We start from the raw sequence: 23,762 nt of genomic DNA, 5'->3' as shown, positions 1-23,762 counted from the left end.
TGAAAAGAAAATACTCCAATCAGAGAAAGAATCTATGCCAAATAGAGAAATTCTCTTATGAAGTCGTGTTATTCCAAGGAACCGTTCTAGTTTCTATGACTTGGTTTATCGCTTGTAAGACCGATTGTTTTTGTTTTTTCATGGTACTCATAAAGCTTCGTATCTGACAAAAAGATTCTGCGCCTTTCTTACTTCGGAAAGTCCCAGACACTTTCTGTTTTACTTTCGTCATCCGAATATCCCGTTCTGCTTGATTGTTATCAAATGGAATGGCTGGATGTTCTAAAAACGCTAGAATTCTGTCAGAATACTTGACGAAGCGATTCCATAAATTTTGAGAAGGCGTCTGCTTTCCTTTCTTCTTTTGTTTCGTGGAAAGAATCTGTTGTTCTTTCAATATGGATTGATACATAATAAACAGATTCTTTTGCGTCGCTTTTGGCATGGTACCTTCGGATTGCTTTTTCATCGTCAACGCTTGCGTTAGAAATTTCTGCATCTGTTGTGCCCATTGTTCTCCAGTACTATCTATAATTCCTTGTAAATCTCGTAAGAGATGGGCATTACATAAAACGTGACGACAATCTGTATACGCATCATACGATTTCCAACCATCATGCATCGCAATTCCAGAAAAAGATGGCAAGATTTCTCCAGCATCCATTGCTTCTTTTCCACGTTTTTGATGAATATGTTGCAATGTCACCTCCGGTGTACTGGCAGTATGTAACCATTGTGTTTTGTTTTCTACACGCATACCAGTTTCATCAAAATGGACAACAGGAGACTGCAGAATCTTTTCCTTTACTTCTTTTATGAATGGCTGCAATTGAGAAGCGAAAGCCTGTGTATGATTTACCAGGGTTCCTTCGCTTATAGAATGTCCAAAACAATCCTGAAAGAATTCTTTTGTTCGCTTCAAAGAAATGCATTGATAATGCGTTAAATAGGGAATCAGTCTTTTTATATTTGGACCATATTGAACAGGACGAGATACTGTCGAAGGAAATTGGGCTTCTTGGATAGAATGGCAATGTGGGCATTCTTTCTGTTCTACTTTATGTTCTGTCACTTCGATCTGAATAGGTGGTAAGTCATACACTTGGCGAATGCGATACCCTTTTACAGGCTCGTGGTTCAAGGAAGTATGACAACAAGTACAATATGTAGGAGAATGTGTAATCGTATGATCTGGAGTCGCTGTCAAACCAAGAGTATGTCCCTTGTGGCCCAACTGGCCACCCGTTTGACGATGAGACGGTTTGCGCAAACTTTTTGTAACGGGCTTACCCAAACCATCTGTAGAAGGTGGCTTATGACTATTTTTGGAGTTTTTTTTTGAAGCATTTTCTAGTTCTTGTATACGTTTTTCTAACTTAGAAAATGTTTCTTCAAATAAAGAAATAACAGCTTCAGGTCCTTTTTTATATGTATCTAAAATAATTTTTCGATCGACCATAAGATTCACCTCCCCTGTTTGATATACTCAGTATTTACAAATGGGAGGCATATGAAACTAGTAAAATTTAAAAAAGACACCGAAAGGTGGCTGAGTAGTTACCTTTAATTTTTCCTTTAGCGTCTTTCAAATTTTCTACTTGATTATTAAATATTAATTTTAATTTATTATCTTTAGCTGTTATAAAATATTGACCAATATTTTTTTGATCTGTTACTAAATCTCCTTGCAAATCTTTAGATACTTTTAATGCAAGTGGTATTTGAACTACTGCTGTATCATTTGCGTGTGCAGCTTGTTGATCCTTTATTGACCAAGCGTATTCTACTTGAATGATTGATCCTATCTTTATTAAATTGTTAGGATTTTTTGCTTCGTCAATAATATGATTCGTTGCATCTTTCATTTCAACAGTGTCAAATAAGGAATCTCCTGTTAAGGTTTCCGCTTTTACTTGATTGTATGGAAAACTAGCAAGTTGCGAAAATAGTACGAATACAATTAAACATACATTGAAAAGTTTTTTCATTTTTCCTCCTCTGAACATTCATTTGTCCATTGGGGACTTATTCCACATGAACAAATGGAATATTAAAAGTATTTGTTATAAGCTATTTATTTTTGCTATCCCTCCGTTTCTATACGCGTTCTCAGACAAACAGGATTATGTTCAAAGTAAAATTGTTTAACGTAAAACAAAATGTATATTTACACAGTTCTATGGAAATATACACAATTCGACAAAAAATGTCGAAAAAAATACTGATATAAAGAATGATATCAGACCTTTATATGTGAGATAGTTTTCATGTATATCTAGTAAAAAAGAATGGTTATAAAGGTAAGTTTTACGATACATACTAACCAATGTAGTGTATCCCTTTGTGAAGGCTTATTTTTGCCTTAAAGTTATGTGGAGATAAAAAGCTAGATAGGGTTGGTTTTGGTCAGAATGAAGACAATATGTACTTTGAAAATAGTCATTTATTTTGTCTAAAGAGAGTTGTGCGATTAGTGGACCGAAGTTGAAAGATGATAGTTTCTTACATTGTTAGAGGAATATAAGAATTACAGAATATTCGACTAACACGTTACTACGGTCATTTTTGAGACTGTTTAAACAATAAGAAAGAAGGTGTTTTTAGTTACAATATCTTTTTAGTAAAGATAAGCTTAAGTAACCTCCGCTAAAGATTATATACTTAAATGATAAAGAGTTCAACAGTAGTTCACATATTTTCCCAAAAATAAAAACGGCTGTTTTATGTGGAATAAATCTACAAAACAGCCGTTTTTGGTATTAGATTTCTGTTAAAATTATTGGTTCGCCGCGCGTTACGACAACCGTATGTTCACATTGTGCAACAAGACTTTTATCAGGTGTAACGAATGTCCAGCCGTCGTCACCACGTTCAATAATATGATCAGCTTTCATAGAGATGAACGGTTCTACAGCGATAACAAGACCGTCTTTTAGAAGCGCATTATCCATTGGATCATAGTAACTTAAAATGTGATTTGGTGCTTCATGTAAGCTAAGACCAATGCCGTGACCAGTTAAGTTTTGAATAACATTGTATCCACTTTTATGTGCGAAGTTTGAAACAGCACGACCAATTTGATTTTGTTTTGAGCCAGCTCTAACCTTTTTCATTGCTGCCCAAAATGCATCAACTGCTGCTTGGCAAAGCTTTTCTTTTGCTTCGTCTTCTCCAAGAACAAATGAGATACCTGTATCTGCATAATAGCCATCAAGTGCAGCAGATACATCGACGTTTACTAAGTCGCCTTCTTTTAATACGCGATCTCCTGGAATACCATGAGCAACTTCCTCATTTACACTAATGCAAGTTACACCTGGGAAATCATATTCTTTTTCAGGTGCAGAAATAGCACCATGCTCATCTAATACTTTTTTACCGATCAAATCAAGCTCTTTCGTTGTCATACCTGGCTTCGCTTCTTTTTTCATTTCTTCACGTGCAAGCGCAACGATGCGGCCGATTTTTCGTAAGCCTTCTAAATCTTGTTCATTACGAATAATCATGAAAACCACTGTCCTTCCTCGAATATATATCTTATCCGATTGTATCATGTTTATTTTCGTCCTGCTACTCGCTTGCGGTATGCGGGTTGATTCCTCTCATAAAGAATACATGACAATTGTCATATCGATGTCATGACGCATCATACTGTTTCCTAAGTTTTCCAAGTAATACAATGTAAATATAAGAAACAGCGGGGGTGGAGAGATGGAAAAGATTATTGAAGTAAATGGTGTTTCTAAAACATTTAAACATAAAAACGCAGTAAATAATGTTTCATTTCATGTAAATAAAGGGGAAATAGTAGCGTTACTTGGTCCGAATGGTGCGGGGAAAACAACGACGATGTCGATGATGCTTGGATTAAAGGACCCGACAGAAGGTAAGGTCTTTATATTTGGAAAGAGTCCAAAGCATAGAGATGTTCGTAATAGCCTCGGTGCGATGCTGCAAGAAGTAAGTGTCATTGATAGTATTACGGTGGAAGAGGCAATCGAGTTATTCCGTAGTTATTATACGAATCCTATAGCGAAAGAAACGTTAATGCAGTTATCAAATTTAGAATCAGAGCGAAAGCAAAGATGTGAGAAGTTATCAGGTGGGCAAAAAAGAAGGTTGAATTTTGCGCTTGCACTTGCGGGAAATCCAGATTTGTTATTTTTAGATGAGCCGACAGTCGGAATGGATATTACGTCTCGAAGAATGTTTTGGGAAACGATTCGAAAGTTAGCAAGTGAAGGGAAAACAATTATTTTAACGACGCATTATTTAGAAGAAGCAGATGCTTTAGCAAATCGTATCTTATTATTTGCGAACGGAAAGATTATCGCAGATGGTACACCAGACGAAATGAAAGCGACGATTTCGCGAAAAACAATCACATTTTACTCGAAGGAAAGCATTCCTACAAAATTACTAAAGGAATTACCAAATGTAACAGAAGTAAAGTCAAGCGAAGGACGCTTCATTTTAACAACGGAGGATACGGATGCAACTTTAAAAGCCATTTATCAAAAGAGTTTACCTGTAACAGATGTTTCAGTTGAACGTGGAAGTCTTGATGAAGCATTCGAACAGTTTGTCGCAAATCAGAAGGAGGAAATCGCATGAGAGCATTATGGATGCAATGCAAAATAGAAATTTTACGTACATTCCGCAATAAATTATTTATCTTTTTCTCATTATTAATGCCTGTTATGTTTTACTACATTTTCACAAATGTTGTTCAAGTACCACAAAACGGAGATGCGTGGAAAGCACATTATTTAATTTCGATGGCAACTTTCAGTATTGTAGGGACTGCACTCTTTAGTTTCGGTGTGAGACTTTCTCAGGAAAGAGGGCAAGGATGGACACATCTTCTAAAAATTACACCGCTTCCAGAGGGAGCATATTTAACAGCAAAAATTATCGCTCAAACAGTAGTAAATGCTTTTTCAATATTAGTTATCTTTATTGCAGGGATACTAATTAATCATGTTGAGTTAACGATAGGGCAATGGATTGGTGCGGGATTATGGTTATTGTTAGGGGTAACACCATTTTTAGCGTTAGGAACAGTAATAGGTTCCATTAAGAAGGCGGACGCAGCTGCTGGCTTAGCAAATATTTTAAATATGAGTTTAGCTATAGTTGGCGGGTTATGGATGCCGATTGAAGTATTCCCCAAAATATTAAGAACGATTGGTGAATGGACACCGACATACCATTTCGGAAGTGGTGCGTGGGATATTGTAGCTGGAAAATCAATTGGATGGGAAAATATAGCGGTATTAGGAGGTTATTTCCTTATATTTGTTGTAGTATCAATATATATAAGAAAAAGACAGGAAGCGGTATAAATGATAGAGAAGAAGAGGATTGAGATTTTTCCGAAACATATGGGATTCTTCCCGTATATGTGGTTTGTTTATCTATTATTTCCAATTTATCACTTAGCGCAGGCATCAGGATGGAAGCTTGTAATAGGAAGCGGTATGTTGATAATTTTTATTGTCACATACCGTCAGCTTTATTTTGTTCAGAGGACGTTTGTTTTTTGGGCGTGTATTCAAATGGTACTCATCTTTTTATTTGCTTTATTTTATAATCCTTTTATGATATTTTTTGGCTTTTTCACAGCAAGTGCGATGGGATTTGCGCCAAATAAGAAAGTATTTCGAGTGCTGTTATGTTCGTTAGTTATCATGCTTGGAGCATTTTTATTTGTAAATATGAATCAACTAACAACTACAAGTTTAGTAAATATCGTTCCAATGTTTATTTTAATGCTTCTTACGCCATTTGGTATGCGCAATTTTAATCAGAAAAAGATGTTAAGAAATCAATTGGATCAGGCGAACGAGCAAATTAAAGACTTAGTAAAACGTGAAGAACGGCAGCGGATTGCAAGAGATCTTCATGACACATTAGGGCATACGTTATCTCTTATTACTTTGAAAAGCCAGCTTGTAGAGAAGTTAATTGTGAAAAATCCAGAGCGTGCAAGTGCGGAAGCGAAGGAAATTACACAAACGTCTCGTACAGCCTTAAAACAGCTGAGAGAATTAATTTCTGATATGCGTATGATTACGGTAGAAGAAGAGCTAGAGCAAATAAAAGCGATCTTACAAGCAGCTAATATTGAATTAGAAGTGAGGCAAGAAGCAAGATCGAGCTCGTTATCACCAATTGAACAAAATATTGTCGGGATGTGTTTACGTGAGGCCGTTACAAATGTTGTAAAACATAGTAAGGCAACGCGGTGCGCAGTTTCTGTATTAGAATCACAAGGTGAACTGATTTTGAAAGTAGAAGATAACGGAATCGGTTTAACAGATCAAAATCATGATGGAAATGGTATTCGCGGCATGAAAGAACGAATTGCTCTTATTGATGGATTTGTTGAACTAGGTACAATCAATCCAGGGACGTTATTAACGGTAAAAGTTCCAGTTGTTATTAGAACAGGAAAAGATGAGGTGAGGGCATGATTCGAATTATTATTGCAGAAGACCAGCGGATGCTTCGTGGTGCATTAGGGGCCCTGCTTGATCTAGAAGATGATATCGAAGTAATTGGGCAAGCTGCGAACGGGGAAGAGGCGTTAGAATTAATTGAATCGTTAAAGCCAGATGTAAGTATTATGGATATTGAAATGCCGATTCAAAGTGGATTGGATGTCGCTGAGACTTTAAAGAAAGAAAAATCATCATGCAAAGTAATGATTTTAACAACATTTGCACGGCCGGGATATTTTGAAAGAGCAATGAAAGCTGGTGTGCACGGCTATTTATTAAAGGATAGCCCAAGTGAAGATTTAGCGGCAGCAATTCGTAATGTAATGAAGGGGAAACGAGAGGTCTCCCAAGATTTAATGTTTGGCTTATGGCAGGAGCAAAATCCGTTGTCAGATCGCGAAAAGGAAGTACTGTTGCTTGCGAAAGAAGGAAAGACGGCAAACGAAATTGCGAAGGCACTTTATCTTTCGCCGGGTACAGTACGTAATTATATTTCTGAAGTATTAGCGAAGCTTGATGCGAAAAATAGAATTGAGGCAATTACAATTGCGGAAGAAAAGGGTTGGATATAAAAAGAAGGTTACCTATGAGAGGTAACCTTCTTTTTATAATTATTGTACTTCTATTACTTGATTTACTTTTTGTAATGGTTTGTAACCGTGTGCTTCAAATGCCTTTGCAAATTCATTTGATAAGGCAGTGCCATATAAATCTTTTGCAGCTTGTACGATATGAGATTGAAGTGATTCAAAGTCTTCAGCGGAAGTTGCATAATTTTGCAATGCACGCATAACAACTTTACTTACTTTTTCATTTCCTTGTTTTTGAACAGCAACACCGTTATATGTTTTACCTTCAGCTAATTGATATAATACGTGACTGATAATACCAGAATTCACGTGTGATTCTTGATTATTACCATCGTTATAGAAATCTTGTAAATTTGTATATAGTTTATGACCGCCGTCACCAATTTCCCTTGGGATATCACGAATTGTTAGGCCACCTAATGTATCGCCCATAATCCAGTTTCCTTTATCTTTCTTTACGTAATATTCGATTTGTGTACCCCAGAAATCCGCTAATCCCTCGTTTAGTGCAGATGTTTCAGCGCTTGGATATCTCACGACTTTATTTTTCGTCGTGCCACTGAATACAGCATGTCCAAATTCATGAGCTGTTACATCAAGAGCGGATGTTAGTTTTCCGTCTAAACCATCACCAAATACCATTTGGTTCCAAGCGGGATGCCAAAATGCATTTACATAGTCTTCTTTTACACCATCACTAACTTCAGTAGAATCAAAACCGTGTACACTAGCAACAACTTTTGAATCTTTATTGTCGTAACTTTTTAGATTATGTTCTTTCTTAAAGTAATCGTAAATATCACTCATGTTCTTCATAGCGCCCGCGGCTTCTTTATCTGCAAAATTAGGAGTACTACTTGAAATTAGTGTCCCTGGATAACCAGCTTGACTATATCCTCCAAGGGAATCGGCGTAGTTTGCATTATAAATATAAATACCATTTCCGCGTGATAAATCCGCTAAATAAAATTTTCCATCAGTTCCTTTGGCAATATTGAAAGAGATGTTTTCTTGAAGTGCATTTTTCCCAGTTCCTTGCTCACTTGCAGGGGATAATCTAGGTGATGTTACTTGATTTATAGTCTTATTCTCTTTGTTTTTAATGAATTTTTCTTGGAAAAGTACTTCGCCAGTTTTTAAATCAACGATAGCATTGCCGTTTATAATTTGTTCATTGTTTTCATAAGTAAATGTAATAACAGTTGCGAATGTATAATAGCCATCTTTTTTCTTATAAACAACGGTTTCGCTAGAGAATTCTGTCTCAACTGCATCACTTGGAATTTGAACTATATCGCGTAATTTAGATTTTACTTCATTTTTCGACAAAAAATTTGTTATAGTAAGATTAGGTTGTTGATTTAAATTTTGAACAACTTTACCACTAACAGTTGTGATTACTCCATTTTTATCTACTTTTACAATGAGATCTTGGCCATATATTTTATAGTTTTTATATGTTTGTGCAAGGCGAACTTCGGTTTGATTTTCTTTGGTTTCTTTATTTGTAGGTTGGAAATCTACATTTTTTTCAGTAGTGACTTGTTCTTGTTGAGCTTTCGCCCCATTTACCTCACCTTTTAAATACTTTTTAGCAATATTTTCTTTCGTATCATTTTGAGGTTGTGTTAATTTCCCGATTGTTAAACCAGGCTGAGCAATTTCAACTTTGACTGCACTTTTGTCTAATTCTTGAGCATGAATAGCTTCTGTTGATAAAGGGCAAAGAAGACCGAATGTAACGAAAGCACTAGCAAGTTTTCTATAATTCATCTATAACACTCCTAATCTATTATTGTATGTGAGATGAATTGTATGAAAAATTTGCCGAATTTTATATATATTATGCATTATTTCATATCAAAAATTGTCGAATTCACATTATTGTAGTGGTATGACAACTCAAAAAATTAGATTGTTCTAATGGGATGGTGAGTAAGTATGCACGCAGAAAAATTAGGAAGTGAAATTAAGAAAATTAGGGTGATGAGAGGATTAACACAGAAACAGTTATCCGATAATATATGTCATCAATCGGAAGTGAGTAGAATTGAATCGGGTGCGGTATACCCAAGTATGGATATATTGCAAGGTATCGCAGCAAAATTACAAGTTCCTATTATTCATTTTTATGAGGTACTCATTTATTCCGATATTGAAAGAAAAAAACAGTTTAAAGATCAAATCATTATGCTTTGTAAGCAAAAGAAATATAAAGAAATTTATAATAAAGTATGGAATGAGCTGAAAAAGGAAGAATATCATCCTGAATTCCAGCAATTTCTTCAATGGCAATATCATGTAGCAGCTTACATATTAAAGAAAATCGATTACGAATATTGTATTTTAGAATTAAAAAAATTGTTAAATCAACAGTTAGCTGGAATAGACGTATACCAAAATCTTTATATAGAAAATGCGATTGCAAATATTTATGCTGAAAATAGCTATTTTAAGAAGAGTATTGAGTTATTTGAAGATATATTAAAACAATTAGAGGTATTGCATGATAATGAAGAATTTGAAGTGAAGGTAAGATATAATCATGCGAAAGCATTATATTTAGATAATCAATATGAAGAGTCACTTTATCAAGTAAATAAAGCGATTGAAATATCATGCCGAATTAATAGTATGGCATTAATTGGACAGCTATATTATCAAAAAGGTGAATGCCTAGGGAAGTTGGAGTACGATGGGGCAGAGGTTGAAGATGCATATAAAAAGGCAAGTTTCTTTTTTGATATATTAGAAATGCATGCATATAAAGAAGCGCTCGTAAATAAGATCAGCAGATAAATATCCTAAAAAATGGGTATGCATAATTGCATATAATAGATATAAATTTTCATGATATATTAAAATAAAAAATGTGGGTGATGGAATATGAAGAAATTACTTATTGGTAGTTTATTAACGTTAGCGATGGCATGGGGTATTTCATTAGGCGATACGGCATTAGAGAAAAGCCATATAATTTCTCATAACGATCAAGAGGTACAATTAGCTAAAGATTTACCTTTTGAATATTAAAAAACAACCGTCTTACTTAGGCGGTTGTTTTTTTATGGAGTAACATCCAAACGTCTTTACTAGAAACAGGTTTGCTAATAAAGAATCCTTGAATGTGATCACAATTTTGTTTATGTAAAAATTCCCATTCTTCTTCCGTTTCTACACCTTCTGCAATCACTTCTAAATTTAGTTGTTTTGATAGTGTAATAATGGAAGAGACAATTGCTTCTTCTAAAGGGCTAGTTGTAATTCCACAAATAAACTCTCGAGCGATTTTTAATGTGTTGATTGGATATTTTGTTAAATAAGCTAAAGAACTATAACCAGTTCCAAAGTCGTCGATTGAAATTTGAATACCGAGATTTTGAAGTTGTTCTAGTTTTGCAACTACAGATTGATTTTGATTAATTGCGATGCTTTCCGTAATTTCAATATCTAGTGCTTCTGGTTTCAGTTCTGTTTCTTCCAATACCTTTGAAATAGTTGGGATTAAATCTGCATGGTTAAATTGAACAACAGATAAATTTACACCAACTTTTAAATGAGAGAAACCTTGATTATGCCATCTTTTTGCCTCTAAACAAGCAGTACGTAAAATCCAATTGCCAAGTTCAATAATAAAACCAGTTTCCTCTGCTAGAGGGATAAATTGGGCAGGAGATACGATACCGAGTTTTGGATGCTTCCAACGTATTAATGCTTCAAAACCGATAATTTGTTTTGTTTTTGTGCTTACTTGTGGCTGGTATTCAAGGAAAAATTCATTTTGTTGTAATGCTTTTGAAAGTTCACCTTCTAAGAATTGAATTTCATTTTGAGCGATACTCATTTCTTTTGAGAAGAAAACAAATCTGTTTTTTCCATTTGCTTTCGCACGATACATAGCCATATCAGCATTTTTCATTAACTCATTTACATCAGTTCCATAATCAGGGTACATCGCAATTCCGATACTTGGTGTAATAGAAAGTTCTTCGCCTTGAATGAAGAATGGTTTGTTTAAAATAGTTAAAATCTGTTCAGCTATAAAAATTGCACTTTTTTCTGAGTACATTTCTGGTAATAGAATTGTAAACTCATCTCCACCTTGGCGAGCGACGATATCTTTTGAACGCAAGCAACCGCGTAATCTTTTTGCTACTTCAATTAATAATAAATCTCCAACGTCATGGCCAAGTCTATCGTTAATTTTTTTAAATCGATCTAAATCAAGGAATATGACGGCGACATCATTTGCGTTAGTTTGGGCTGTATTTAAAATGGCTTTTAAATCTTTTTCGAACTTTCGACGATTTGGTAATCCAGTAAGTGCATCGTGAAAGGCTAAATGTTCTACTTGTTTTTGTTTTTCATATAAGGTGGTAATATCACGTGCTATCCCAAACATTCCGACCACTTCTTTGTTTATAAAAGTAGGGATAAGTGTAATATGGAGATAATAATAATAGCCTTCTTGTTCTTTTGTACGAACTTCTAACGTTTGTGGCCTACCTTCCTTTGTAATTTGTAAAGCCTTCTTTAGTAGTTCGTGGTCTTTTGAATCAATGAAGTGTACCAGAGAATAGCTTGCCACTTCGCAATAATAGGCAGTAAATAAGCTTTCGCACGCCTTATTAGATTGTTGAAAAATGCCATTCATATTTAAAGAGAAAACGGCATCGGGATGGTCCTCGAATAAAGATTTATAACGTTGTTCACTTTTTGATAATGCAAATGCACCTTCTTCAACTTCGTCCTCTAGTTGTGTAGTCAACTGTTCATATGTATGAATTAGTGCTTGATTATCTTTCCACATGTAAAGTTGCCGCAAGAATAACAAAATAAGTGATAATACGAGACCGATTAACATGAATTTATCATCCCAAGGTTGAATGATAATAAAAGAAAAAGTAATAATTATACTAAAATAAGGTAGTATAAAACGTACATAATCGAATCGATAATATTTTGTTTTCGTTTCATGCTGCATTGGTTTATCTAAAATATATAGTATGGAAGAAAGTCCAATTAATAAAATAGAAGCAGTGTGTATTAAATAATTAATTTCAGCAGAAGTTTTCATCCCAAAATTCAATTGAAACAGATGAATATAACCGTATACGAGTATAATAGTGAAACCGATAATTAATGCAATTCTACTAGAAGAATATTGTTCTCTTCTATATAGGCTAATAACGGCGTAAATTACTAATGATTGTGCAATGAAATACCCAATTAAAATCCAAGTATCCTTTGTTAACATGCGGAAGCTTGAAAGGTCTAAGATAAAAGTTAAGGTGAAATAAATGTTCATAATAATAATAAAGATGCTATCGAATGAAAATTGAGAAAGCCCCTTAATAGAATAATTTTTTATAAACTTTATAGCAAATCCAACAAAGAGCAAAATATATTGTATGATAAAAAAAGGTAATGCTTTATATGAAAATATAGATTGATCATGTATAGAAAGTGAACTAAGAAATAGGGTTATCTCCATAACTAACCCACATAGGCAAGTACATAGTAATAAAATCCAAAATAGTTTATCACTGCGTTTCATTCTCTTAATAGCTTTATATAAACAGTGACAAGAAAAAAGTGCAGCGAAACAGAATAAGAAAAGAATTCCAATCTCCTTTATATGCGACTCATTTGGAATAAAGAGTATCCAAAGAGCAAATATAGATATGTATATTATGACAAATTGTACATATTTTTTTTGATTAATCATATTATGACTCCGTTTCAATAAAGTTGAATCTCGAGGGAATGCTAATTTAAATAATAGCATATAAAATAGGATGTTTTTTACTATAAAAATTACTTTTTTGAAAAAATGGTGCAAAGTTACAATTTACCACTGTAACATTGCACCACCTATTCTTTTAATTCCTCTTATAGCAGAAAGTTCATCTATTAATTGGAATAATGCTAAGTCTTTTTGTTTACTTTCAATCATAATATCGAAATTATGATTGTGTTTTTTTGCAATGTGTAAGAAAGGCTTAATAAACTCTAAATCGATATATTCAGCATGAGCCCTAAATTCTTTTTCCGATCTCGGGGAGGAAATGTGAACTTTAGGAGAAATATTTGTATGTGACCAAGTTTCAAAAATTGCAGGAAGCAACTCTTCTAGTGGTTCCTCGCAAAGATTGGCCATATGATGATGATAATCAAATACAAATGGAATATTTTCTTTTTGGCAAATTGATAAAGTTTCAGCGGTTGTATATGTTTTATCATCATTTTCAAGAGTCATTTGTTTTTTTATATGTGTAGGAAGTTTTTTTATGTTTTCATGGAAGCGCTCAATTGCCTTTTCTTTATTTCCATAGGCTCCACCTACATGAATATTAATGTAAGAAGAATCTGCAATGCCTATAGCATCCAATATTTTATAATGATAAGTCATATCCGTAATAGCGTTAGTAGTAATATGTGGCTTGTCGCTTGTAAATAGCGTAAATTGATTTGGATGAAAACTTATTCGTAAATTGTGTTCTTTAATTAAAGCCCCTATTTTACGCCAAAGTGGTGTGAATACCCCAATATAGTCAAACTCGACTTCGGGATGTGTTGCAAGTGGGACGATGGAAGACGATAGGCGATATAGTGGGATTTCATGCGCTATATTGTAATGAAGGATACGTATTGTGTGCTCTAAATTTTGCCTTATAACATGGTACAGTTTGTCTTCTCGCTCTTGCTTGCTGAGTTTCTTAAAGCTTGTAAACGTCATTGTTTTGGCAGGAGAACAGTCCCAGAGTGCCATTGCATGTGAGACATATCCAAACCGTATAAGCATATGAGATACACCTCTTTTATTCATTGTCTTTCCTATAAAAAGAAAGCAAACATTGTTCCAATCCATTCCTTTCCTCTATCGATAAGAGAAGGCGGGTTTACATCGCTATAGGAAAGTACAGATGCATTCTCTAGATCTTCATGGAATTTCTTTTTTACTGTTTGAATGAAATGTTTATTATATAACAGGCAGTTTATTTCATGGTTAATATATAAACTTCTCATATCAAAGTTTGCTGTTCCGATATCGCAAATATCATCGTCTACTATAATAATTTTGGCGTGAAAAAAACCTTGTTGAAATGCATAAATATTGCAACCAGCCTGTATTAATTTTCGGCAGTACGGAAATTTGGCTTCTCGAACAAGAGGGTGATCAGCTTTTTCTGGAACAAGAATTGTGATTTGAACCCCTCTTTCTCTTGCTTTTAATAAGGCATTCATAATTTTTTTTCCAGGAATGAAATATGGTGTACCGATACAGATTTCTTTTTTTGCCGCGTTAATTAAATGTAAAAAAGTATGCTGTAAATAAGCCCCATCAGTCGGAATAAATTGATGCAGGATGGTACCTGGGTTTTGTTTTGGAAAATAAAGAGAAGCATCTAATAAATTTTGTTTCGTATCATCAAACCAGTCATGCAAAAATTGCTTTTGTAAATCTTGAACCCCTTCTCCTGTAAGACGTAAATGGTAGTCTCGCCATAATCCTAAATATTCATTATGCCCTAGATACTCTTCACCGATATTAAATCCCCCGATATAGCCGGTTTTCCCATCAATCACTGTAATTTTCCTATGATTTCGTTGATTGGCAGAAAAGAAAGGCAGAGGAAATTTTACCTTATGACAAAATGAAAAAGATACACCATGTTTTTGCAGGGAGCGAATAGCTTCGTTTGATAAAGAATGGCTGCCAAATCGATCAAGTAAAAGTCGTACTTCAATTCCTTCCTGAGCCTTATCAATCAGCAATTTTAAAAATTCACGACTGATTTTATCGTTTTTTACAATGAAGAATAAAATATGAATGTGATGCTGTGCTTGTTTTATATCAGTAAATAAAGCGTCATACAAATCTTTCCCGTATGTATAAAGGTGAAAATCACTTTGACGTAAAGGGAAAGTGCGAGAGCTTACTCGTTTTAAATGAAGAAGTCTCCCGTATGAAAGGTCAATTGTAATCCAAAGAGCAACGGATATTAACAAAAGAGATAAGTAGAGCATTAGTGAATTCCCTCCTTCGCATTCTTTTCACCTTCAGTGTGTTACAAATGATACGGGTAGCACGGCTGTTATTATAAATTTCTTTAGAGGATAGATCTTGTACTGATTAAAGGTTCACTTTATCCCGCTTTAACGGGCAGTAAGCTTCCTATTTCAAAAATTGATGAATAAGCAGAAGCTAGTTTGGAAATCAACTGCCCGTAAAAGCCCGATTGGTTCAACTAATAATCAGCGGGGGATGAACCACCCCTGCTGATTAAAGTTTCACTTTATAGTTTCACCGAAATAAACAGCTTTATGAAAAAATGTGTTGTTCTATAACAAAAAACTGTTGACTGAATGCTCACTCATTATATAATGGGGATAGGGGATATAATTCAGAAAATTATATATTTTTGAAGATTCAAAAAAGAAAGAGGGCTTACAAAGAGAGGGGTAGCATAAAAATGAATAGCTTACTGATCATTAATTGGCTGGCTGCCATTGCTGTTATTGCTTATGCAGGATATTTGTTTGTATATCTTATACGGACGAGAATGGCCTACATACAATTAGGAAAAAAAATTGAATTTGACCGTCGTTTTAAAGAGCGTTGGGATCTCCTTAAGGTCAATGTTTTCGGTCAAAAAAAGCTGCTGAAAGATAAGAAAAGCGGCATCATTCACGTTATGTTCTTTTACGGATTTATTCTTGTCCAATTTGGAGCAATTGACTTCGTTTGGAAAGGACTCGCACCAGGATCACATCTTCCACTTGGACCACTATACCCTGCATTTACATTCTTCCAGGAAATTGTCACACTTGTTATTTTAATTGCAGTATTTTGGGCTTTTCATAGACGTTATGTAGAAAAGCTTGTTCGTTTAAAACGTAACTTCAAATCAGGTCTTGTTCTTATCTTTATCGGTGGCTTAATGATTTCTGTGCTACTTGGTAACGGTATGGGACTTATATGGCATGGCGAGGAGCTTTCATGGAGTGAACCAATTGCTTCTGCAATCGCTTACGTTTTTAGCGGGATAAATGAAACCGTAGCCATTTCAGTGTTCTATTTTTCTTGGTGGGTGCATTTACTAATTTTGTTAACGTTTTTAGTGTATGTTCCACAATCAAAACATGCGCATTTAATTGCAGGACCAGCTAATGTATTCTTCGGTCGTCTTTCAAACCCAGGGAAGCTTGAAAAGATTGATTTTGAAGATGAAACGCAAGAAACATTTGGTGTTGGTAAAATTGAAGACTTTAGACAAAATCAACTTATTGACTTATACGCTTGTGTAGAGTGTGGCCGTTGTACAAATATGTGTCCGGCAACAGGAACAGGAAAAATGTTATCGCCGATGGACTTAATTTTAAAACTTCGCGATCATTTAACTGATAAAGGAGCTGCGGTAACATCAAAAGCACCGTGGGTTCCAGTAGTTGCCTTCAATAATACACAAGGAAATCAGTTAGCGATGATGGCAGCTGGAAAAGGACAACAAGAATCAGCGTCTACAACGCTCGCTTACGATCCGAGTTTAATCGGAGATGTTATTACAGAAGAAGAGATTTGGGCATGTACAACGTGTCGTAACTGTGAAGATCAATGCCCAGTTATGAATGAGCATGTTGACAAAATTATTGATTTACGTCGATATCTCGTTTTAACAGAAGGAAAAATGGACGCGGAAGCACAACGCGCGATGACAAATATCGAGCGTCAAGGGAATCCGTGGGGTCTGAACCGTAAAGAGCGTGAAACATGGCGCCAAGGTGATGACGAAGTAACAGTTCCAACTGTAAAAGAAAAATCAAAAGCTGGGGAGGAATTCGAGTATTTATTCTGGGTTGGTTCAATGGGATCATACGACAATCGTAGTCAGAAGATTGCGATATCGTTTGCGAAGTTAATGAACGAAGCAGGCATTTCATTCGCAATTCTTGGTAATAAAGAAAAGAATTCTGGAGATACACCACGCCGCCTCGGAAATGAATTTGTATTCCAAGAGATGGCGACAAAGAATATCGAAGAATTTGAAAAGGCAGGAGTGAAGAAAATCGTTACGATTGATCCTCATGCTTATAACACATTTAAAAATGAGTATCCGGACTTTGGCTTGCAAGCAGAAGTCTATCATCATACAGAATTGTTAGCTCAGTGGGTGAAAGAAGGGCGCTTAAAGCCTGTTCACGCTATTGAAGAAACAGTTACGTACCATGATTCCTGTTATTTAGGAAGATACAACGAAGTGTACGAAGCGCCACGTGACATTTTGAAAGCGATTCCTGGAGTGAATCTTGTAGAAATGGCACGTAACCGTGAAACTGGAATGTGCTGTGGCGCAGGTGGTGGCTTAATGTGGATGGAAGAAACAACAGGTTCTCGTATTAACGTTGCTCGTACAGAACAAGCATTAGCTGTACAGCCATCCATTATCGGTACAGGTTGTCCATATTGCTTAACGATGATCAGTGATGGAACGAAAGCGAAAGAGGTAGAAGAGAAAGTTCAAACTCTTGATGTGACAGAGATTTTAGAACGATCTGTTATCGGACAGAAAAAAGAAGCGATGTAGTTTGTAAGAATGTATACAACTTTAGAAAGAGGTGCAATGATTGCACCTCTTCTCAACGTAGGGATACCGAGCGAGCGCTCAGTGTTAAAAAATGAAATGGGGGAAAGAAACATGAGTAAAACAGTTATTTTAAGTGCTGCAAGAACACCAGTTGGAAAATTTGGAGGATCTTTAAAGGATGTAAAAGCGACGGAACTTGGAGGAATTGCAATTAAAGCAGCGCTTGAAAGAGCAAATGTTGCGGCTAGTGATGTTGAAGAAGTTATATTTGGAACGGTTATTCAAGGTGGGCAGGGACAAATTCCATCGCGCCAAGCTGCGAGGGCTGCTGGAATCCCTTGGGAAGTGCAGACGGAAACAGTGAATAAAGTTTGTGCATCAGGGCTTCGTGCGGTTACGTTAGCGGATCAGATTATTCGTACTGGCGATCAATCACTGATTGTAGCTGGCGGTATGGAGTCGATGAGTAACAGTCCTTACATTTTACGTGGAGCAAGATGGGGATACAGAATGGGCAACAACGAAGTTATTGATTTAAACGTTGCTGACGGTTTAACATGCGCATTTTCAGGTACACACATGGGCGTTTATGGCGGAGAAGTTGCAAAGGAAGATGGAATTTCTCGCGAAGCGCAAGATGAATGGGCATATCGTAGCCATCAGCGTGCGGTTTCAGCGCATAAAGAAGGGCGTTTTGAAGAGGAAATCGTGCCAGTAACGATTCCGCAAAGAAAAGGCGATCCTATTGTCGTTGCAAAGGATGAGGCGCCACGTGAAGATACAACGATTGAAAAGTTAGCAAAGTTAAAACCTGTATTTGATAAGACAGCGACGGTGACAGCTGGTAATGCGCCGGGACTAAACGATGGTGGTGCCGCACTTGTATTAATGAGCGAAGACAGAGCGAAGCAAGAAGGAAGAAAGCCATTAGCGACAATTTTGGCGCATACAGCAATTGCAGTGGAATCTAAAGATTTCCCAAGAACTCCAGGTTATGCAATTAACGCATTGCTTGAAAAAACAGGAAAGACAATTGAAGACATTGATTTATTCGAGATTAATGAAGCCTTTGCAGCGGTAGCAATTGCAAGTACAGAAATCGCAGGAATTGATCCGGAAAAATTGAATGTAAATGGCGGCGCGGTAGCGATGGGACATCCAATTGGAGCAAGCGGAGCGCGCATTATCGTTACACTAATCCATGCACTTAAGCAGCGCGGCGGTGGAATTGGAATTGCTTCGATTTGTAGCGGTGGCGGTCAAGGGGACGCAGTGATGATTGAAGTTCACTAATTAAAGTTCGAGGGTATAAAATTTATTAACAATTAAGGGGGAAGAAAAAATGGGTGTACAAAACATTGTTGTAATTGGTGCAGGGCAAATGGGATCAGGAATTGCACAAGTATGTGCAATGGCAGGATATGACGTGAAGGTACAAGATTTAAAGCAAGAGCAATTAAATAGAGGATTGGCTATCATTACGAAAAACTTAGCACGCCAAGTAGAAAAAGGACGTATGAAGGAAGAAGAGAAGGAAGCCACATTAAATCGTCTTACAGTAACGCTTGATTTAGATTGTGTGAAAGAAGCGGATCTTATTATTGAAGCAGCTGTTGAGAAAATGGATATTAAAAAGAAAATCTTTGCGAATCTAGATGAAATTGCTCCAGAACACGCAATTTTAGCAACGAATACGTCATCTCTGCCAATTACAGAAATTGCAGCGGTAACGAAGCGTCCGGAAAAAGTAATCGGTATGCACTTTATGAATCCAGTTCCAGTTATGAAGCTTGTTGAGATTATTCGTGGTTTGGCTACCGATGATGCGGTATATGAAGCAATTGAAGATATTACGAAAAAAATTGGGAAAGTACCAGTTGAAGTGAATGATTTCCCAGGTTTTGTATCAAATCGTATTTTGCTACCGATGATTAACGAAGCAATTTATACGTTATATGAAGGTGTAGCGACGAAAGAAGCAATTGATGAAGTCATGAAGCTTGGTATGAACCATCCGATGGGGCCTTTGACACTCGCCGATTTTATCGGTTTAGATACGTGTTTATACATTATGGAAGTGTTGCATGAAGGATTAGGAGATAGTAAATATCGCCCATGTCCGTTATTACGTAAGTATGTGAATGCAGGATGGTTAGGGCGTAAAACAGGTCGTGGATTCTACGTTTACGAATAAATGCCCCCTTTGTTACAACATAGTGGTCTTACCAAATTATTTAAAGGATATATAGCAAATGGAGGCGGAATATATGAACTTTCGTTTTAATGAAGAGCAGCAAATGATGAGGAAAATGGTTCGGGATTTTGCACAGAAGGAAATAGCTCCCTTTGTTCCTAGTATGGAACAAGGGGTGTTCCCGAAAGAGATTTTGCAAAAGATGGGTGAGCTTGGATTAATGGGTATTCCAGCGCCTGCAAAATACGGTGGGGCAGAAATGGACTTTATATCTTACATTCTAGCAATTGAGGAAATCTCAAAGGTAAGTGCAACAGTTGGTGTAATTTTAGCTGTACATACGTCAGTTGGAATGAATCCGATTTTATATTTCGGAACAGAAGAACAGAAGAAAAAATATGTTTCTAAACTTGCAACTGGGGAATATTTAGGTGCATTTGCTTTAACAGAGCCAAATGCAGGATCAGATGCAGGGAGTTTGAAATCAAGAGCTGTGAAAAAAGGTGATCATTATATTATTAATGGATCGAAAGTGTTTATTACAAATGGTGGTGAAGCAAGTACATACATTGTATTCGCTTCTACAAATCCAGAGGCAGGAAAAAGTGGTATTTCTGCATTTATAGTAGAGAAAGATACACCTGGTTTAATCATTGGAAAAGATGAACATAAGATGGGACTTCTCGGTTCTCGTACAGTACAACTTACTTTTGAAGATATGAAAGTGCCAGCTGAGAATTTACTTGGGGAAGAAGGACAAGGATTTAAGGTGGCAATGGCGAATTTAGATGTTGGGCGAATTGGAATCGGTGCGCAGGCGTTAGGAATTGCTGAAGCGGCGCTTGGCTGTGCAATTGATTATGCAAAAGAAAGAGAGCAATTCGGGAAGCCAATTGCGGCGCAGCAAGGGATTGGCTTCAAGCTTGCAGATATGGCAACAAGTATCGAAGCAGCAAGGTTACTCGTATATAGAGCGGCATCTCTTAGGGCACAGGGATTACCATGCGGTAAAGAAGCATCTATTGCGAAATTATTTGCTTCTAAGACAGCGGTTGAAGTCGCGATTGAGGCGGTGCAAGTTTTTGGTGGTTACGGTTATACGAAAGACTATCCAGTAGAACGATTTTTCCGTGATGCGAAAATCACGCAAATATATGAAGGAACAAGTGAAATACAGAAACTTGTTATTAGCCGTGCTTTATAAAAGGGCGAGGGGGAGACGGAGATGCATTTTAAACTATCAGAAGAACATGAAATGATAAGAAAAATGGTTCGAGATTTTGCTAAAAATGAAGTGGCACCAACAGCAGCTGAGCGTGATGAGGAAGAGCGATTTGATCGAGAATTATTTGATCAAATGGCAGAGCTTGGTTTAACCGGTATTCCGTGGCCTGAAGAGTACGGTGGAATTGGAAGCGATTACTTAGCGTACGTAATCGCTATTGAAGAATTATCCCGCGTTTGTGCTTCAACAGGCGTAACACTGTCCGCGCATACTTCACTTGCGGGATGGCCAATTTTTAAATTTGGGACGGAAGAGCAAAAGCAAAAGTTTTTACGACCGATGGCTGAAGGAAAGAAAATTGGTGCATACGGCTTAACGGAGCCAGGATCTGGATCGGATGCTGGTGGAATGAAGACAATCGCAAAGAGAGATGGAGACCATTATATTTTAAATGGATCAAAAATTTTCATTACAAATGGCGGTATTGCTGATATTTATGTCGTTTTTGCGCTAACTGATCCTGAATCAAAGCAGCGCGGTACGAGTGCATTTATTGTAGAAAGTGATACACCGGGATTTTCAGTTGGGAAGAAGGAGAGCAAGCTAGGGATTCGCTCTTCACCAACGACTGAAATTATGTTTGAAGATTGCCGTATTCCTGTAGAGAATCTACTTGGAGAAGAGGGGCAAGGGTTTAAAGTTGCGATGCAAACATTAGATGGAGGTCGTAACGGTATTGCGGCGCAAGCTGTTGGTATTGCACAAGGGGCTTTAGATGCTTCTGTAGAATATGCAAGGGAGCGCCATCAATTTGGAAAACCAATTGCGGCGCAGCAAGGGATTGGCTTTAAACTTGCGGATATGGCAACAGATGTAGAAGCGGCACGCCTTTTAACATATCAAGCGGCTTGGCTTGAATCAGAAGGGCTTCCGTATGGAAAAGAGTCAGCGATGTCAAAAGTATTTGCAGGAGATACAGCGATGAGGGTGACGACTGAAGCGGTGCAAGTATTTGGTGGTTACGGTTATACGAAAGATTATCCAGTAGAGCGTTATATGCGAGATGCAAAAATTACACAAATATATGAAGGAACACAAGAGATTCAGAGGCTTGTAATTTCTCGTATGTTAACGAAGTAGGAACGAAAGCGTAGGTATTTTCCTACGCTTTTTCCTTCCAAAAAATAATAGAGAGAGGTGAAGGGAATGGTTAAACATAATGTACATGCATCGGTGAAAGATGAAAAATTAGTTGCGTTAAGACGTGAGCAAATGATTAAAGGTGCGGTGCAACTGTTTAAACAAAAAGGATTTCCGCGTACAACAACGAGAGAAATTGCAAAAGCGGCTGGATTTAGTATAGGGACACTTTATGAGTACATTCGTACAAAAGATGATGTTTTGTATTTAGTTTGTGATAGTATTTATGAACATGTAAAAGAAAGATTAGAGGAAGTAGTTTGTACAGAAAAAGGGAGTGTAGAAAGTTTAAAGATAGCAATAACGAATTACTTTAAAGTGATGGACGAATTACAGGAAGAAGTATTGATAATGTATCAAGAGGTACGCTTTTTACCGAAAGAATCACTTCCGTATGTATTAGAAAAGGAGTTTCAAATGGTAGGAATGTTCGAGAATATTTTAGAACAGTGTACGGAAAATGGAACATTTACATTAAATAAAAAAGAAATACAGCTTCTTGCCCATAATATTTTTATACAAGGACAGATGTGGGGATTTAGACGCTGGGCGCTGCAAAAACTGTATACGCTCGAAGAATATACAGAAATGCAAATTAGGTATGTATTGCAAGGGGCCCATATGCTTCCGAAATAAGGAACAGACAAATTATAATTTTACTACCCTATAAAAGTTTCCCGTTTTTTTTGTAGCATATTTGTGCGACTTTTGTTTATAATGAATAGTATGGATTTTTTTAAGCAGGCCGTTATATATAATGTTATATTTGATGAAAGGAAGTGCCGCATAAGTGGATTTTAAGCAATATTCACCAGAAGAGCTAAAAGAATGTTCAATGATTGAAGTTGTACATAGCGTTTTAGGGGATAAAAAACAAGCAACGACATTCAACGAGTTGGTTCAAGAAATCGCTCAAGTGCTGGGACTATCTCAAGAGCAAGTTAATGCGAAAATCGCACAATTTTATACAGACTTAAACATCGATGGACGTTTCATTAATTTAGGAGAAAATCGTTGGGGACTACGCAGCTGGTACCCATACGAGCAAATTGATGAAGAAATCTTGCCTCAACCAAAACCGAAGAAGAAACGTAAAGTTGAAGAAGACGGTTTTGACGACTACATTGAAGAAGATGAAGATGACTTCGACGATGCAGACGTAAATGAAGAAGAAGATGATGTAGAAGATTTGGACAAGGTTCTTGAAGAAGAAGACGGAGATGACGACGATCTTGATGATTTAGACGAAGATGACGACGACTTCGCTGAAGAAGAACTTGAGTATGACGAAACTGAAGAAGAAGAAGAGGAAGAACTGTAGTTCTTGACTTTTCATTATCGTCCATGTAGAATCATTTTTGGGCTCTTTAAAAAAGGACGATAATACTTTTAAAGTGTAAATATAAAAGAAAATTGCTCCCTACTTATTACTTTTTGTGATGAGGGGAGCAATTTTCTTTT

General features: G+C 36.4%; 19 protein-coding genes and 1 pseudogene. 13 read left to right on the top strand and 7 right to left on the bottom strand.

What is annotated here, in order from left to right; all coding sequences use genetic code 11:
• Nucleotides 1-55: 55 nt before the first annotated feature.
• From tnpC to map, 3 genes and pseudogenes are all read right to left on the bottom strand, one after another.
• On the bottom strand, nucleotides 56-1,459 hold the full coding sequence (gene tnpC, locus MHH55_RS27520) for an IS66 family transposase (protein WP_100910632.1): 1,404 nt from the start codon (nucleotides 1,457-1,459) through the stop codon (nucleotides 56-58).
• A gap of 103 nt (nucleotides 1,460-1,562) precedes the next feature.
• A pseudogene (locus MHH55_RS27515) lies at nucleotides 1,563-1,988 on the bottom strand (Ig-like domain-containing protein); the annotation flags it as partial.
• Between the two features lie 771 nt (nucleotides 1,989-2,759).
• Nucleotides 2,760-3,554 (bottom strand): type I methionyl aminopeptidase, encoded by a 795-nt coding sequence (gene map / locus MHH55_RS27510; RefSeq protein WP_047792083.1) that lies wholly within the window; start codon nucleotides 3,552-3,554, stop codon nucleotides 2,760-2,762.
• Nucleotides 3,555-3,711: 157 nt separating this feature from the next.
• Here map and MHH55_RS27505 point away from each other — a divergent pair, with 157 nt between their 5' ends.
• From MHH55_RS27505 to MHH55_RS27490, 4 genes are read left to right on the top strand one after another with little or no spacing between them, the layout of a single operon-like run.
• Complete coding sequence (locus MHH55_RS27505) at nucleotides 3,712-4,614, top strand: ABC transporter ATP-binding protein (protein ID WP_071740957.1); 903 nt, start codon at nucleotides 3,712-3,714, stop codon at nucleotides 4,612-4,614.
• Nucleotides 4,611-5,345, top strand: coding sequence for an ABC transporter permease (locus MHH55_RS27500; RefSeq protein WP_001202429.1), 735 nt, complete (start codon nucleotides 4,611-4,613; stop codon nucleotides 5,343-5,345). Before MHH55_RS27505 ends, MHH55_RS27500 begins: the two co-directional genes overlap by 4 nt.
• Complete coding sequence (locus MHH55_RS27495) at nucleotides 5,346-6,476, top strand: sensor histidine kinase (RefSeq protein WP_000570607.1); 1,131 nt, start codon at nucleotides 5,346-5,348, stop codon at nucleotides 6,474-6,476.
• A complete protein-coding gene (locus tag MHH55_RS27490) occupies nucleotides 6,473-7,075 on the top strand; it encodes a response regulator transcription factor (protein WP_000619237.1) in 603 nt (200 codons plus the stop codon). The genes MHH55_RS27495 and MHH55_RS27490 overlap by 4 nt, the downstream gene beginning before the upstream one ends.
• Nucleotides 7,076-7,114: 39 nt before the next feature.
• Here the strand turns inward: MHH55_RS27490 and MHH55_RS27485 are convergent, their stop codons facing one another.
• Entirely contained in the window at nucleotides 7,115-8,866 is a 1,752-nt protein-coding gene (locus MHH55_RS27485; RefSeq protein WP_075676704.1) for a M4 family metallopeptidase, read from the bottom strand.
• A gap of 168 nt (nucleotides 8,867-9,034) precedes the next feature.
• Between MHH55_RS27485 and plcR the strand changes: the two genes are divergently transcribed.
• Both plcR and MHH55_RS27475 read left to right on the top strand, forming a co-directional pair.
• A complete protein-coding gene (plcR, locus tag MHH55_RS27480) occupies nucleotides 9,035-9,892 on the top strand; it encodes a transcriptional regulator PlcR (RefSeq protein ID WP_000542909.1) in 858 nt (285 codons plus the stop codon).
• An 87-nt stretch (nucleotides 9,893-9,979) separates the two neighbouring features.
• Nucleotides 9,980-10,126 (top strand): quorum-sensing peptide PapR, encoded by a 147-nt coding sequence (locus tag MHH55_RS27475; RefSeq protein WP_000734730.1) that lies wholly within the window; start codon nucleotides 9,980-9,982, stop codon nucleotides 10,124-10,126.
• A 16-nt stretch (nucleotides 10,127-10,142) separates the two neighbouring features.
• Here the strand turns inward: MHH55_RS27475 and MHH55_RS27470 are convergent, their stop codons facing one another.
• The 3 genes from MHH55_RS27470 to cls all read right to left on the bottom strand — a co-directional run bounded on the left by MHH55_RS27470 (nucleotide 10,143) and on the right by cls (nucleotide 15,124).
• On the bottom strand, nucleotides 10,143-12,821 hold the full coding sequence (locus MHH55_RS27470) for a DUF4084 domain-containing protein (RefSeq protein WP_002184091.1): 2,679 nt from the start codon (nucleotides 12,819-12,821) through the stop codon (nucleotides 10,143-10,145).
• 123 nt (nucleotides 12,822-12,944) lie between these two features.
• Complete coding sequence (uvsE, locus tag MHH55_RS27465) at nucleotides 12,945-13,898, bottom strand: UV DNA damage repair endonuclease UvsE (RefSeq protein WP_002184090.1); 954 nt, start codon at nucleotides 13,896-13,898, stop codon at nucleotides 12,945-12,947.
• A 32-nt stretch (nucleotides 13,899-13,930) separates the two neighbouring features.
• Nucleotides 13,931-15,124, bottom strand: coding sequence for a cardiolipin synthase (gene cls, locus MHH55_RS27460; protein WP_000966423.1), 1,194 nt, complete (start codon nucleotides 15,122-15,124; stop codon nucleotides 13,931-13,933).
• 446 nt (nucleotides 15,125-15,570) lie between these two features.
• Here cls and MHH55_RS27455 point away from each other — a divergent pair, with 446 nt between their 5' ends.
• The 7 genes from MHH55_RS27455 to rpoE all read left to right on the top strand — a co-directional run bounded on the left by MHH55_RS27455 (nucleotide 15,571) and on the right by rpoE (nucleotide 23,622).
• Nucleotides 15,571-17,682 carry a heterodisulfide reductase-related iron-sulfur binding cluster gene (locus tag MHH55_RS27455; RefSeq protein ID WP_001086776.1) on the top strand — a complete coding sequence of 704 codons (2,112 nt, stop codon included), beginning with the start codon at nucleotides 15,571-15,573 and terminating at the stop codon, nucleotides 17,680-17,682.
• A 9-nt stretch (nucleotides 17,683-17,691) separates the two neighbouring features.
• Nucleotides 17,692-18,975, top strand: coding sequence for an acetyl-CoA C-acetyltransferase (locus MHH55_RS27450; protein WP_002026635.1), 1,284 nt, complete (start codon nucleotides 17,692-17,694; stop codon nucleotides 18,973-18,975).
• A gap of 49 nt (nucleotides 18,976-19,024) precedes the next feature.
• Nucleotides 19,025-19,876: a 3-hydroxybutyryl-CoA dehydrogenase gene (locus tag MHH55_RS27445; protein WP_047792085.1), complete on the top strand. Its 852-nt coding sequence runs from the start codon at nucleotides 19,025-19,027 to the stop codon at nucleotides 19,874-19,876.
• Nucleotides 19,877-19,949: 73 nt separating this feature from the next.
• A complete protein-coding gene (locus tag MHH55_RS27440) occupies nucleotides 19,950-21,080 on the top strand; it encodes an acyl-CoA dehydrogenase (RefSeq protein ID WP_074554312.1) in 1,131 nt (376 codons plus the stop codon).
• A 21-nt stretch (nucleotides 21,081-21,101) separates the two neighbouring features.
• Nucleotides 21,102-22,241, top strand: coding sequence for an acyl-CoA dehydrogenase AcdA (gene acdA / locus MHH55_RS27435; RefSeq protein ID WP_000545544.1), 1,140 nt, complete (start codon nucleotides 21,102-21,104; stop codon nucleotides 22,239-22,241).
• A gap of 66 nt (nucleotides 22,242-22,307) precedes the next feature.
• On the top strand, nucleotides 22,308-22,937 hold the full coding sequence (locus MHH55_RS27430) for a TetR/AcrR family transcriptional regulator (protein WP_000238605.1): 630 nt from the start codon (nucleotides 22,308-22,310) through the stop codon (nucleotides 22,935-22,937).
• Nucleotides 22,938-23,091: 154 nt separating this feature from the next.
• Nucleotides 23,092-23,622: a DNA-directed RNA polymerase subunit delta gene (rpoE, locus tag MHH55_RS27425; RefSeq protein ID WP_074554316.1), complete on the top strand. Its 531-nt coding sequence runs from the start codon at nucleotides 23,092-23,094 to the stop codon at nucleotides 23,620-23,622.
• Nucleotides 23,623-23,762: the final 140 nt, after the last annotated feature.

Source organism: Bacillus sp. FSL K6-2944, assembly GCF_038005385.1.
Lineage (GTDB): Bacteria > Bacillota > Bacilli > Bacillales > Bacillaceae_G > Bacillus_A > Bacillus_A cereus.
The sequence above is the reverse complement of the archived record's forward strand: the minus strand, read 5'-3'. Positions and strand labels throughout refer to the sequence as shown.

Coding starts and splice junctions, on each gene's coding strand:
- cls (WP_000966423.1), bottom strand. CDS start 15,124: ATGCTCTACTTATCTCTTTTGTTAATATCCGTTGCTCTTTGGATTACA.
- MHH55_RS27490 (WP_000619237.1), top strand. CDS start 6,473: ATGATTCGAATTATTATTGCAGAAGACCAGCGGATGCTTCGTGGTGCA.
- map (WP_047792083.1), bottom strand. CDS start 3,554: ATGATACAATCGGATAAGATATATATTCGAGGAAGGACAGTGGTTTTC.
- tnpC (WP_100910632.1), bottom strand. CDS start 1,459: ATGGTCGATCGAAAAATTATTTTAGATACATATAAAAAAGGACCTGAA.
- MHH55_RS27475 (WP_000734730.1), top strand. CDS start 9,980: ATGAAGAAATTACTTATTGGTAGTTTATTAACGTTAGCGATGGCATGG.
- MHH55_RS27470 (WP_002184091.1), bottom strand. CDS start 12,821: ATGATTAATCAAAAAAAATATGTACAATTTGTCATAATATACATATCT.
- MHH55_RS27455 (WP_001086776.1), top strand. CDS start 15,571: ATGAATAGCTTACTGATCATTAATTGGCTGGCTGCCATTGCTGTTATT.
- acdA (WP_000545544.1), top strand. CDS start 21,102: ATGCATTTTAAACTATCAGAAGAACATGAAATGATAAGAAAAATGGTT.
- MHH55_RS27495 (WP_000570607.1), top strand. CDS start 5,346: ATGATAGAGAAGAAGAGGATTGAGATTTTTCCGAAACATATGGGATTC.
- MHH55_RS27445 (WP_047792085.1), top strand. CDS start 19,025: ATGGGTGTACAAAACATTGTTGTAATTGGTGCAGGGCAAATGGGATCA.
- MHH55_RS27500 (WP_001202429.1), top strand. CDS start 4,611: ATGAGAGCATTATGGATGCAATGCAAAATAGAAATTTTACGTACATTC.
- MHH55_RS27440 (WP_074554312.1), top strand. CDS start 19,950: ATGAACTTTCGTTTTAATGAAGAGCAGCAAATGATGAGGAAAATGGTT.
- MHH55_RS27505 (WP_071740957.1), top strand. CDS start 3,712: ATGGAAAAGATTATTGAAGTAAATGGTGTTTCTAAAACATTTAAACAT.
- plcR (WP_000542909.1), top strand. CDS start 9,035: ATGCACGCAGAAAAATTAGGAAGTGAAATTAAGAAAATTAGGGTGATG.
- MHH55_RS27485 (WP_075676704.1), bottom strand. CDS start 8,866: ATGAATTATAGAAAACTTGCTAGTGCTTTCGTTACATTCGGTCTTCTT.
- MHH55_RS27450 (WP_002026635.1), top strand. CDS start 17,692: ATGTATACAACTTTAGAAAGAGGTGCAATGATTGCACCTCTTCTCAAC.
- MHH55_RS27430 (WP_000238605.1), top strand. CDS start 22,308: ATGGTTAAACATAATGTACATGCATCGGTGAAAGATGAAAAATTAGTT.
- uvsE (WP_002184090.1), bottom strand. CDS start 13,898: ATGCTTATACGGTTTGGATATGTCTCACATGCAATGGCACTCTGGGAC.